10 protein-coding genes are annotated in these 12,279 nt (G+C 62.1%); 4 read left to right on the top strand and 6 right to left on the bottom strand.

Annotation, left to right across the window (positions count from 1 at the left end; all coding sequences use genetic code 11):
* Position 1 precedes the first annotated feature (1 nt).
* Genes NUW13_14055 through NUW13_14065 form a run of 3 tightly spaced genes read left to right on the top strand, consistent with a single transcriptional unit; the run spans position 2 to position 2,561 of the window.
* A complete protein-coding gene (locus NUW13_14055; protein ID MCR4440141.1) occupies positions 2-802 on the top strand; it encodes a dihydroorotate dehydrogenase electron transfer subunit in 801 nt (266 codons plus the stop codon).
* Positions 792-1,715, top strand: a complete 924-nt coding sequence (locus tag NUW13_14060) for a dihydroorotate dehydrogenase (GenBank protein MCR4440142.1) — start codon at positions 792-794, stop codon at positions 1,713-1,715. Before NUW13_14055 ends, NUW13_14060 begins: the two co-directional genes overlap by 11 nt.
* Positions 1,716-1,730: 15 nt before the next feature.
* Positions 1,731-2,561 (top strand): phosphatidate cytidylyltransferase, encoded by an 831-nt coding sequence (locus NUW13_14065; protein ID MCR4440143.1) that lies wholly within the window; start codon positions 1,731-1,733, stop codon positions 2,559-2,561.
* Between the two features lie 366 nt (positions 2,562-2,927).
* Here NUW13_14065 and NUW13_14070 read toward each other — a convergent pair whose 3' ends face one another.
* The 6 genes from NUW13_14070 to NUW13_14095 all read right to left on the bottom strand — a co-directional run bounded on the left by NUW13_14070 (position 2,928) and on the right by NUW13_14095 (position 10,215).
* A complete protein-coding gene (locus NUW13_14070; GenBank protein MCR4440144.1) occupies positions 2,928-3,743 on the bottom strand; it encodes a M55 family metallopeptidase in 816 nt (271 codons plus the stop codon).
* A 29-nt stretch (positions 3,744-3,772) separates the two neighbouring features.
* Positions 3,773-4,726, bottom strand: a complete 954-nt coding sequence (locus NUW13_14075) for an aminopeptidase (protein MCR4440145.1) — start codon at positions 4,724-4,726, stop codon at positions 3,773-3,775.
* A gap of 136 nt (positions 4,727-4,862) precedes the next feature.
* Positions 4,863-5,225: a PqqD family protein gene (locus NUW13_14080; protein MCR4440146.1), complete on the bottom strand. Its 363-nt coding sequence runs from the start codon at positions 5,223-5,225 to the stop codon at positions 4,863-4,865.
* 22 nt (positions 5,226-5,247) lie between these two features.
* Positions 5,248-7,314, bottom strand: coding sequence for an oligopeptide transporter, OPT family (locus NUW13_14085; protein ID MCR4440147.1), 2,067 nt, complete (start codon positions 7,312-7,314; stop codon positions 5,248-5,250).
* 439 nt (positions 7,315-7,753) lie between these two features.
* On the bottom strand, positions 7,754-8,956 hold the full coding sequence (locus NUW13_14090; protein ID MCR4440148.1) for an argininosuccinate lyase: 1,203 nt from the start codon (positions 8,954-8,956) through the stop codon (positions 7,754-7,756).
* Entirely contained in the window at positions 8,953-10,215 is a 1,263-nt protein-coding gene (locus tag NUW13_14095) for an argininosuccinate synthase (protein ID MCR4440149.1), read from the bottom strand. Before NUW13_14095 ends, NUW13_14090 begins: the two co-directional genes overlap by 4 nt.
* 1,135 nt (positions 10,216-11,350) lie before the next feature.
* Here NUW13_14095 and NUW13_14100 point away from each other — a divergent pair.
* Positions 11,351-11,566, top strand: a complete 216-nt coding sequence (locus NUW13_14100) for a hypothetical protein (GenBank protein ID MCR4440150.1) — start codon at positions 11,351-11,353, stop codon at positions 11,564-11,566.
* The last annotated feature ends 713 nt before the right edge of the window (positions 11,567-12,279 follow it).

A 12,279-nucleotide genomic window follows, 5' to 3' on the forward strand; every position in this document is an offset into this window, starting at 1 on the left:
GATGCCGGCACTGCACGCCTGTCCTGTCACACGCAATGAGCAAGTGAGCCAAACGGTCTTCCGGCTCACGCTGCACGCCCCTGACCTTGCCCTCGCTGCGGCGCCAGGGCAATTTGTGAACATCCGGATTCAGGAGGCACCCGTTCCCCTGTGGCGACGGCCGCTGAGCGTCTACTCCGTAGACCGTGACGCTGGCTCGATACGACTGCTCTTCGAAGTACGAGGTCTGGGCACGCGCATCCTTGCCGCAAGCCGGCCCGGAACTACGGTGGACGCGCTTGGCCCGCTCGGATCCACATTTTCGGCGCCGCCGCCAGAAACCCTGCCCATCCTTGTGGCCGGCGGTTTGGGCATTGCCCCTCTCCACTTTTGGGCAGAGGAACTTGTACGGGCCGGCCGGCGCCCCCTGTTGTTGTTTGGCGCACGGACCGCTGAGGCTTTATGCCCCCTCGACGATCTCCGCCGGCTCGCCTGGGACCTGCGCTTGGCCACTGAAGACGGCACAGAAGGCGTACACGGCATGGTGACTGAACTGCTGGCTACGGCCTTAGCCGAACGTGCTCCTCAACAGACCATGGTCTACGCGTGTGGCCCAGTGCCGATGCTGAGGGAGGTAGTGCGCATCTGCGCTGCCCACGGCGTCGATGGCCAAATCTGTCTGGAGACGCTCATGGCGTGCGGTTTTGGGGCATGCATGGGCTGTGCTGTTCCGGCGCGTGGCTGTTCGCCGCAACCGAGCTACAAGCTCGTCTGCAAAGAAGGCCCCGTGTTCACCTTCGCGGAGGTCGACCTTGAACGCTGACCTGCAGGTTGCCATCGGCCCCTTGGCGCTGAAGAATCCGGTCCTTGTCGCTTCCGGCACGTTCGGCTATGGGGAGGAATTCGCCCCGTATTTCGACCTCAGCATCTTGGGAGGTGTGGTCACCAAGACCATCACCTTTGAGGCGCGTGCCGGCAATCCACCGCCGCGCATCGCCGAGACGACCGCCGGCATGCTCAACTCCATTGGCCTTGCCAATGTGGGCGTGGAGGCTTTTCTCCGCGAAAAGCTCCCTTTCCTGCAACGGTTCTCCACTGCCATCATCGTCAACGTTGCCGGGCGCAGCACAGAGGAGTTCCAGGCAGTTCTGCGGTGCCTGGAGGAATCCGAGCTGCGCATCGATGCCTACGAGCTCAACTATTCCTGCCCCAACGTCAAAGAGGGAGGCATGGCGTTCAGCGCCAGCCCCCAAGTGGCTCACGCCGTCACCAGTGCACTGCGCAAGGTGACCAGGAAGCCCCTCATCGCGAAGCTGACCCCGAACGTGACCAACATCGCCGAGATAGCTCGGGCCGTGGCCGAAGCGGGAGCCGACGCCGTCTCGGCCATCAACACGCTCTTGGGCATGGCCGTCGACTATCGCACCCGCGGGCCGAAACTGGGCAGCGTTGTCGGGGGCCTCTCAGGCCCTGCCATCAAGCCGGTGGCGCTGGCAAAGGTGTGGGAGATCAAGAAAGCCGTCGATATCCCGATCATTGGCATTGGCGGCGTGCAAAGCTACGAGGACGTCTTGGAGTTCATGATCGTCGGCGCGAGCGCCGTGCAAGTGGGCACCGCCAATTTCGTTGTCCCGAACTGTGCGGCGCGCATTGTGCGGGATCTGCAAAGATACTGCGAGCAACAAGGCATCTGCCGCTTGGCCGACTTGGTGGGCACCTTGCAAGTCAACAACTGATTGAGGAGGAAGGACGTGCGCTTTGAGACCTTGGGGACCAGGCTCCTGGTGGCCGGCATCTTCATTCCCCTCATCCTCTTCACCACGCTCAAGGGCGGCTGGCCCTTTGTGGGTTTGGTGATGATCATCGTCGGCTGTGCCACGGCCGAGTTCTACACACTGGCGCGGCACAAGGGCACTTCACCACAGGCAGCCCTGGGGGTCATCGTCAGCGTACTCCTGCCCGTGGTGTTGTTCCGGGGAGGAGCCGAGCTGGTGTGGTTGGTCCTGGGGGCCTTTGTCCTGCTCGCCGCGTGCATCGAGCTTTTCCGCAATCGCGGATCCAGCACCCTCAACTTGGGGGTCACGGTGTGTGGAGTGCTGGTCGTCCCGGTACTTCTTGGCCACCTCATTCTCATTCGCGAGCTACCCGCTGCTGCCAACCTGCCTTACGCCCAGGGCGGGCGGTGGATTGTGCTCATGCTCCTCACCGTCTGGGTGTGCGACACTGCTGCGTATGCCCTCGGCACGGCTGTGGGCAAGCATAAGCTGTTCCCGCGCATCAGCCCGAAAAAGACCTGGGAGGGCGCCGCCGCTGGGCTCGTCGCGGCGCTCCCTTGTGCCTGGGCCTGTCACGTGCTGTTCGTTGAAGGGATTTCCGTCCTCGACTCCTTGGTAATCGGGGCGTTGTGCGGCACTGTTGGCCAACTAAGCGACCTGGTGGAATCTCAGTTCAAGCGCGACGCCGGCGTGAAGGACTCCTCGCATCTCATTCCAGGCCACGGAGGGATGCTGGATCGCTTCGACAGTTTCATCGTCCTCGCGCCCATTGTCTACTACTACCTGCGCTTTGTGGCGCTGGCGTGAACCCCGAAGCGGACGCGGGACCGGCCTCGATCGCCAGTCGTCCCCCTGACTGCCCCTGCCCAGAGGCCCGGTACTCTACCGAGGCCGCACCACCGACTGACAGGCGGGCATTCCCCCTCGGTGACTGTGCCTGGCGATCAACGCTTCGCAATGAACTGCTGACCGCTGCCAACCAACGTGCACCCAGCCGCTTCCTGAACCCAGTCACCAATGTGCGCAGACCATGCCCTGAGGCCAGGGCAGGAGGATTTCCGCCGGCCTGCGCCTCATCTGTACTCTTGCGAAAAACAGGAACCGGCGGGCGAGGTCAAGAGGAGCAGGATGCCTCAGGCGCGGAAAAGGCGCTACAGGAGGCAATGGTGAGCGCTACTGGTTGGCAATGCGAAAGGCCGCCACGAAGGCGCGATAGGCGGAGAGAAAATCGTCGGCCTCAAAGGTGACCGTGCATCCCCCTTCGCGCTGCATGCCGGGTATGCTGGCTGCCAAATCCGCCTGCTCGGTCTTCTGAAAGTCAATTGCCAGGCGAATGGGCTCCTCGAACCTCAGCGGCTGCTTGTCACTGAGGTGCTGGATGGCGCGTTTGGCCATCAGGCGGATGTCTTCAAGGGTCTTGGCAAAAGGATAGCAGCGCGCTGCGGTGCGCGACACTCCTTCCTTGACCACCACCGCCTCGATTGCCGGCACAAGCGCCTTTGCCTCCTGCACCAGCGCCTGGTCGCCTGTGACCAGAGCTGCCGGCACGCCAAAGTGCCCCGCCACCCCTGCGCTCAGCCCAAATTCGCCCACCGAGACGCCGTTGACGTGCACATCGTGGATAAGCGAGGCGGCAAAAGTATGATCCAGCACCGCCCCTTCTGTTCCCGTCTTCGCATGATAGCCGATGAAGAAGGCCGCATCCACCGAGCTTTCGATCCCTTCCATCATCGACAGCGACTTGCGCGTGCCGGTGAGCAAGGTCGCTTTGGGGTGAAGACGGTCGATGAGCAGGTTAGTCATGTTGTGGTGCGCATCGTTGACCACGACTTCGCGGGCCCCGCCCTGCAAAGCCCCCTCCACGGCGGCGTTCACTTCTTGGACCATCCACTCCCGGGCCTGGGCATAAGCCGGAGAAGATGGCAACACTTGCTCCAAGAGCACCACCCCATTTACCCCTTCCAAATCCGCCGAGATGAATACCTTCATGACGCTGTTCGCCTTCCTCTGCCAATTACCTACACCATCACCTGCCCTTCTTGGACGACCACCTTGCCGTCGATCTCGATTGTCGGCGCAAAGAGGATGCCGTCCAGATGGAAGGGCACGTTCACTGTGCCGCCAAAGGAGCAATTGTTGCCCAAGGCCACGTGGGCAGTGCCCAGCACCTTGCGGTCTTCGGCCATGCACCCGGTTATCCGCGCGGCAGCGTTGGTGCCGATGCCCAGCTCAGCTAAGGTGCGTGCCTCTGGGCCAAAGGAGCGCAGCGCCTCCCGCAGCTTCGCGCAGGCTTGACCTCCGCGGATCACTGCAACCCGCCCTTCCTTGACGTCGAGAACAATCGGGTGGTCGGGTCGTGCCCTTCCCCCGAACCCATGCTCGACCACAATTCTGCCTTCCGTTGTGTCACTTTGCGGGCCAATGCAGGCCATCCCCGCGGGCATAGTCGAGAATGCCCCACGCTGGTGTGCCAACCCCGCGTCGGCGATGCCTTTCTTGCCCTCCAGGGAGAACCAGGCGTCGGTGCCTACCGGGGTAGTCAGGTGAGCTCGGTGGCCGATGGTCAGGACGTCGGCCAGCTTGCGGGTACGGCGCGTCAGGTCCTGGTAGTCCACATCCAGCGCACGCCGCAGGGCCTCGGCCGTCACTCCGGACATATCCACGATGCGGGCGCCACGGCGGCAGGCCATGCGGCGCGCCTCGCTGTGCCGCAGGTGGCCGGAGGTCACCAGCAGCACCACATCTGCCAGGGCCATGATACGGCTCACCGGTGCTGGGGGCTCGGCGCCGTTGCGGTACGGTCGGGGCAGCTCGACCAACACCGAATCCGCACTGATGCGCCGCGCGGCGGACAGGAGCAGCTGCGCTAACTCCATCATGGGCGCATCCGCCACCACTACCACCGATTCGGTCTGCTTGGTGTTCAGGCACTGCGTCAACACCAGGCGAGCAGCACGCTGCAATTTGGTCATGCCCCCTCCAGGCTGTTTGCTCTTCCGCCTGCCACCACCCTCCGCTTTACCCGCTATCTCACCCAACTTCACCTATGCCATTCTGGCAAAAGGAACCCTCTCGGCGTGGTACGTGCCGAGAGGGTCCTTGTCGCTCTCAGGCCTGTTCGGCCACACGTTGCAGTTTCAAGAGACGATGCCTACAAAGCTGGCTCACGAACAGGGCCAGCCGCTCTTGCACAGGCTCAATCTGCTGCCCAAACTGTTCGCGCAAGGCAGCTCCCACCTCGGCCAGCGTGCGTGAGCCGTCGCACAGCTTCCAGGCCGCGCTCCCATGGGCATCGAGGTGAATGCGAAAATGCGGAGGCCGGAGCTTCGGAAGGAGGTACTTCTGCAACAAGCCACTGCTGAAGCGCGGCCTGAGCAAAAGCACCCTTCCGTCTTCCTCCTGCCACTCCACCAGCCCCACAGGGATCAGCTCTCCCGCCTGCTCTGGCTGCGAAAGCTCCTCAACGGCCACGACCTTGCCCCTGCGGTCTCACCTACATCACTGCTGGGGCGGCTGGCTCGTCAGGGCTGCCTGCGTTCCCCAGCGGCACCTTCACCAGCAGATAGCCCAACGCGACAATCACCAGCACGCTCACCAGGAACGAGGAGTTCTCCCACAGATTGGGGATGGTGACGCCAAAGAAGACCAAGGCGGCAACCAACAGCCCCACCAGCGCCTCGCCGGCAATCAGGCCGGAGGCGAGCAGGATGCCGCGGTTTTCGATGCGCGTCTTCTGGTTCTCGTTGTACTTTCGCCGCGCCACCACCACATCGATGACCCAGCGGATGATGCCGCCCACGAAGATGGCCGCCACAGTCTCAAACGACAGGTACATGCCCACGCAGACCAGCATGGGGCTGCGCACTTGCACGAGGATGAAGCCGATAGCCAGCAGCATGCCCACGATGATCAGCGGCCACGCCATCTCGCCGCCGACGATGCCTTGCGCCAGCTTGGCCATCAACGTGGCCTGTGGAGCGGCCAGCACCTTCCCGCCGAACCCGCCGTCGTAGCCCTTGATCTCTGCCATCTTCAGGTCGCCGGCGTTCAAGATGAACAGCGGGATCCACATCACCGCTGCAGAGAGGAGCACGCCGATAAAGTCGCCCACCTGCATGCGCCACGGCGTACCACCGAGGATGTGCCCCACTTTCAGGTCCTGCAGCATCTCGCCCGCCACGGCCGCAGACACACAGATGACACCTGCCACCGCCAGAACCGCGATGACGCCTGGGGTGCCAGTGGCGCCGAGGATCACCATGAGGACCGCTGCGATCACCAACGTCGACAGTGTCAGTCCGGAGATGGGATTATTGGAGGAGCCTATGAGCCCTACCAGGTATCCGGACACGGCAGCGAAAAAGAAGCCGGCGAGCATCATGACCAGCGCCGCCACCAAGGCCGGTGCCAGCGCCTCGGGAGCCAGACCCATGAACCACCAGTAGACGAAAAAAGTCAGCACGCCCACAGCCGCCAGGCCGGCGAACACAACCTTGATGTTGATGTCGCGATCAGTGCGCAGCGTGGCCTGCTGAGCCGAGGCCGCCTTGCGCACATCTTCCACCGAGCGCTTGATGCCGCCCGCAAGGCTCTTGCGCATGCGGAACAGCGTAAAGGCCGCGCTCACCAACATGCCGCCAATGGCAATGGGCCGCACTGCATTGGCAAAGAGATTCTCTGCCACTCCCACCCAGTCCATGGCTCTCTGTTCCACCAACGGCGCATATTGCGGTGCGAGGAGAAGCATCAACAGGGGGACAAACAGTCCCCAGGAGAGGGCGCCGCCGGCAAAGTTAAGTGCAGCCAGGCGCGGACCGATGATGTAGCCCACCCCGAGAAAAGCAGGGCTGAGGGCAGGAGTCTTGAGCAAGAAGCCTCCGCCAGTCTCCACCCCGGCAAAGCCTTTTCCTGCGGTACCAGGGATGATCTTTGGGGCCACCTGCACAAAGTGTTGCCACTTGCTGGCGAAGATGTTGACGGTCTTCAGCGCCTCCACCAGTCCGCCAATTCCCATGGCGTAGAACAGGTACTGCGCGCCCGAAGCGCCGCCCCGGCCCGCCTTGTGGATCTCCGCTGCGGCCACCGACTCGGGGAAGGGCAATTCCGGGTCATCCACCATCATGCGGCGGAGCAAGGTGACAAACAAGATACCTGCAGCGCCCCCCACCAGCATGACGATGCTGGAGCGCAGATACCCGGACAAGCTGCCAAAGAACTCCGGAGTCCACACCCCGGCGATAAGGAAAGCCGGGAGGGTGAAAATTGCGCCGGCCGCCACCGACTCGCCAATGGAGCCTACGGTTCGCGCGAGATTCTCCTCAAGGATGTTGCTGTCTTTGAAGAACCGCAGGATTGCCATGCTGAGCACGGCAGCCGGGTAGGTGGCCGCAATGGTCATTCCCGCCTTGAGCCCCAGATAGGCGTTGGCTGCCCCGAGCACCACCGCCATCACCAACCCTGGAATGAGAGCTCTGAGGGTGAACTCCTTCATATCCACGGTCGGCGGGACAAAAGGCTTGTACTCTCTCTTTCCGCTCTGCACTTGCTTGGGTTCGGCCATGCGCTGGATCCTCCTTCGGTTTCACCGGCCCACTCTTTCGCTCCACCGAAAAGCGTCGCGCCCGCAGGACCAACCGTGCACGGGGTGCAAACGCACCGCCAACTTAAAACAAAATGCGGTAAAAGTCAAGTGGAAAAAGTCACCTGCACCACAATTCCACAGCCAAAGCCCCACCCTGAGAAGCCGCAGTGCGCCCGCCTGGGGCTTGTCGTTGGAGATGGGCAGACCGAGTCCCCCGAGAAGACTACGGGGATCGACGACTTCGGCAGCGCCTTCCCTTGCGGCTGGGGCCCATTCTTCACCGTGGGAGACTGTCACGCGCGCTGAGCAGCAAGGCCACATTCCAGGCAAGAAGCCTCTTCAGGGCAAAAGACCATGAGGCGAGGCAAGTCGCAGTGTCCCTGGCCCCTTTCGGCTTGAACGTCGCCTCTGGCCCCGCCTATTTCGCTTGGCCTTCGCCGGGCTCCTTCCAGCGCCGCGCCTCGTTGCGGTGAGCGTCGCGGAATGGCTTCCCTCGCAGCGCTTCCGCCAACACCCGCTGCACGCTGTAGAGCTCGTCGCTCATTGCCTTTCGGCAGCGCTCCTCGTCGACCTCGATCTTGCTCGCGACATGGGCCGCTATGTCCAGTGACTCCCTTGTGGCGCGCAACGCGCTCAGCACTTTGTTCTTGATGAGCTGCAGATCGCGGTGGTAGCCTGAGATCAAGTTGCCGCTCAGGGTAGCCACTGCGAATTCGTCGGCGACCACCACATGGTATTGGGCGCGCAGCACCTCGAGCACGTCGGGGTTCTGCTTGTGGGGCATCAGCGAGCTGCCCGTGCACAGCTCAGTCGGCAGACGAAAGTAGCCCAACTCCGGCAGCGAAAAGAGAATGACGTCTGTTGCTAAGCGGTTGAGGTCGCCCAGCAGCATGCCGAGCACGTGCAAGATAGCCGCCTCGAACTTCCCACGACTGTTCTGTACGTAGAGTGCGTTCTGCTGCACGCGGGCGAAGCCCAGCTCCTTGGCGGTGAATGCGCGGTCCACCTCAATGGGCAGGCCATAGCCTGCTCCCGTACCCAGCGGTGACTGGTCCACCAGCCTGAACAGCCAGCGCAGCGCGTCCAGATTGTCGAGCATCGCTTCGGTGAAGGCGCCGACCCAGAGGCCGACGGTGGAGGGCATGGCCTTGCGCGTGTGCGTGTAGCCAGGCATGGGCACTGGGCCCCACCGCGCGGCAAATGCCTCAAAGACCGCGAGGAGACGTTGGGCCCGCTCTTCGATCTCGCGCAAGCGCGCTTTGTATAGAAGGCGCAAAGCCGCGAGGACCTGCTCGTTTCGAGAGCGGGCCGTATGGATCTTCTTCCCGGCTTCGCCGACCCTTGCCACCAGGAAGTGCTCGATGGCGGTGTGGCAATCTTCCTGCTCGGGACGGATTTCGAAGGCTCCTTGTCGCGCCAAGTCGCGGATCTCATGCAGCGCTACGATGAGCCTCTCCTCTTCCTCTGCAGTCAACACGCCCAATCTGCGGAGCATCTTGGCGTGCGCCACCGAGGCCTGGCAGTCATACTCCACCAGCTCGCGATCGACGATGTAGTCATCGCCCACCGTGTAGCGCTCCACCTCTGGGTCCAGCCGCCCCTCATCGCTCCACAGCTTCATCCTCGCCTCCGCGTCAATTGTGCACGCCAATCGTACGGGAATCGCTTGCGCAGGACAATGCTGTGCGCCTTCAGCCGAATAGCATTGATCTCGATGAAGCCGTGCGAGTCGGTGGCGTCAAAGCCGCCCTCCACGTCCATGCTCGACAGTTCGCGGTCATAAAGCGAGATGGGCGATTCCCTTCCCACACAGTAGACGTTCCCCTTGAAAAGGGCCAGACGCACTTTGCCATCGATTGCCTCCTGGCTCTTTTCGATGGCGCTCAGCAGAAAGTCCATCTCTGGCGAGAACCAGAAGCCGTTGTAGATGAGCTCGGAAAACTTGGGTGCCAACATGTCCCGCAGGTGCATCACCTCCTTGTCCATGGCGATCCCTTCCAGATCGCGGTGCGCGGCCCACAGGATAGTGGCTCCAGGCGACTCGTACACGCCGCGCGACTTTATGCCAATGAAGCGGTTCTCCACCATGTCCACCCGGCCGACGCCGTGCACTTCACCCAACTCGTTGAGGTAGAGAAAGAGCTCCAGCGGCGTCTCCTTCGTCGTTCCATCATCGAGATTGACCACCTTCACCGGAAAGCCATCCTTGAAATCGATCTCAATGACGCTCTCTTTGTCAGGCGTGTCCTGGAGAGGGCGAGTGCGAGTGAAAATGTCTTCCGAGGGACGCAGCGCCGGGTCCTCGAGAATGCCAGCCTCGTGACTGATGTGCATGAGGTTTTCGTCCTCACTGTAAGGCTTTTTCGCAGAGGCTTTGACCGGGATGCCATGCTTCTCCGCATAGCGAAGCAGGTCGGTGCGCCCCTTGAACGTCTGCAGGAACTCCGGGTCCTTCCAGGGAGAGATGATTTTGATCTGGGGATTGAGTGCGTAGTAGGAAAACTCGAACCGCACCTGGTCGTTCCCCTTACCGGTGGCGCCGTGCGCTACATAGGCCGCATGTGCCAACTCGGCGATCTCCACCTGCTTTTTGGCCAAGAGCGGCCTGGCAAGCGCCGTCCCGAGCAAATAGCGACCCTCGTAGATGGCGTTGCCGCGCATTGCAGGGAAAATGAAGTCAACGACAAACTCCTCCCGCAAGTCCTCCACATAGACCTTACTGGCTCCGGTGCGATAGGCCTTCTGGCTGATCTCGGCAAAGTCCTCGTTCTGTCCCACATTGCCCACAAAACAGACCACCTCGAACCCCTTTTCCAACAACCACTTCAGGATCACGGAAGTATCCAGACCCCCGCTGTAGGCCAGAATAACCTTTTCCATGGGCGTACTCCTCACTCAAGGGATAATAGAAACAACACTCCACCAGCCGGGCTCATCGACCCATGGGGCAACCGTCTTGCTGGAAAAATGCGAATGTGGGGGAAAGGTTAGGGCCGGGGTGCGACCCCGGCACGGCGACGCGCGCAACGGTAAAGATGGGCCATGACGACCCACGCTGTGGGAGCAGCTCTCATTGTCTGTGTCCTTTGGCACCGCATGGCATAGCGGCAGGTTTCAATCGCTGCAGTAAGTTTACCACGAAATGACCAGACTATCAAGGACTTTTTCTCGCAAGCAGTGAGCGAAGAGCTGACAGCGAAGGTAAAAAGCGACCGGGGAGGAGGAGGTTTGAGGTTCTTAAGGGGGGAGTTCGAGGAGGAATGGCCGAGCATTGCGGAATGTGGTTGCCTGATCTCCTGAACCTGCTGAATATTTGCCCCCAGGAGCTTTGGGCGGGGGAGGCACGGCGATGCAGTGGGAGTAATAAACCGCTTTCCTCCCAGGTTGTCCACAGTGAGGTAAACGAGGAAGGCAGGCCTCAGCGGAGCAACACGGGAATTTGCCGCCACCCGGTTCGCCCTGCGCACGCGGCTGAGGGGGCTTGAGCAGCGAAGACAGCAGAGGTTGGCGACCGCTCGCCGGCCTGACCCGATATACCTCGCAAGACGGCAACGGAGGATGAGCCGGTGATCCCCTTAGCTCGGAGAGCCCGAAGGCACACCACGGTACCCCGGTCTTCACCAAGGCGATCGCGCGCATCATGGGCCCGGCTGGCTCGGTGAGGAGAAGAATGTGGCGGCGCTTGGGAGGAGTATACCACCAAGGCAACTGCCTGCGTGTACGTGTGTCCTCACGACGGTGGGAAGAACCTTCTGGGCCTCGGCCCGGCATTGATCAGGCGCGAGAAAATATGGACTGCTGCGGCACCAGCACACAGTGCGCGGCTGCGCACACGATGGGGAAGGGCAAAGCTGCAGGCACGCGACGGATGGCGCCGACGAGGCCGTCATTGGCCGCCATCTGCCGAGTCGGGAGAAGGCCTATGCAGGACATCTCGGCAAGACGACTTTTCACAAGGACAAAAGCTTAGGGTTCCGCGCCGGCACTGAAGAGGAAGGACGAGAGCGCCTTCCGAGTGGTAGTCGGCAAAGCGGGCGTGAAGCACGGTGGCACTTTGCCGCGACCCACCATCCGGCAGAGGGATGCGGAGGCCTTTCATCGTATCGCTGAAGATGAGCTGCACGACCCCAAGGACTATTGCGGGCCGGGGGAATTGAGGGCGGAGGCCTGTGCGCTGTACCTCTACTTCAAGAAAAAGAGAATCGCCTCCCTGGGTGAAACACCCCGGTAGAGATCCTCAAGCAGAGCGGAAGCACGACCTCTGTCCAGCTTCTTCCCCAACGAGCCTCAAAGCCGGTGAGCTTGCGCGGCAGTTCGAAGGCCAACTACCGCGTGCGGTCACCGGTCACCGCCTACAAAAAAGGTAAGAAAACGCTTGACCATGAGCGGTGGAGTTACTATGATAAACGCACCCTGCTTATCGCACATCGCCGCGGGGACACATACCATGCAACCGTTGACCATACAAGCGCCCGTCTTGGCCGCTGGCAGCCGTCCAGGGCTCCTGTGTCGCCATGTCCGGGGTCGCGACAGCAGCGAACTGCGCGAAGTTATCCGCGCCGGGAAACCCAAGCATCTGCCGGTCGTTGTGACCCGCGACGAGCTCAAGGCCGTGGTTAATCATCCTGCCGGCGACAAGTGGCTTACAGGCTCACTAATGCCTTGCGCGGGCCTACCCCGGATGGAATCCCTGCGGCTGCGCGTTCGGGACATTGACTTGGCGGGGGTCGAGGTCACGGTTCGGGGCGGCAAGGGGGCTAAGGACCGGCCGACGGTGCTTTCCGAATCACTCAAGAGACCCCTCCGGGATCATCTGGGCAAGCTCAAAGCAGTCCACGAACAGGATGTGGCCGAAGGACCGGGCCGAGTGCAAACGCCCCACGCCCCGGACCGCAAGTATCCGCGCGCGCCCGCCGAATGGCGCCGGGAATGGGGTTTCCCCCA

This window comes from candidate division KSB1 bacterium (genome assembly GCA_024655945.1).
Classification (GTDB): Bacteria; Zhuqueibacterota; Zhuqueibacteria; order JANLFK01; family Oleimicrobiaceae; genus Oleimicrobium.

Excerpts from the sequence above, each read along its gene's own strand:
- NUW13_14090 (MCR4440148.1), bottom strand. The coding sequence starts at position 8,956 with ATGAAGCTGTGGAGCGATGAGGGGCGGCTGGACCCAGAGGTGGAGCGC.
- NUW13_14070 (MCR4440144.1), bottom strand. The coding sequence starts at position 3,743 with ATGAAGGTATTCATCTCGGCGGATTTGGAAGGGGTAAATGGGGTGGTG.
- NUW13_14075 (MCR4440145.1), bottom strand. The coding sequence starts at position 4,726 with ATGACCAAATTGCAGCGTGCTGCTCGCCTGGTGTTGACGCAGTGCCTG.
- NUW13_14055 (MCR4440141.1), top strand. The coding sequence starts at position 2 with ATGCCGGCACTGCACGCCTGTCCTGTCACACGCAATGAGCAAGTGAGC.
- NUW13_14095 (MCR4440149.1), bottom strand. The coding sequence starts at position 10,215 with ATGGAAAAGGTTATTCTGGCCTACAGCGGGGGTCTGGATACTTCCGTG.
- NUW13_14085 (MCR4440147.1), bottom strand. The coding sequence starts at position 7,314 with ATGGCCGAACCCAAGCAAGTGCAGAGCGGAAAGAGAGAGTACAAGCCT.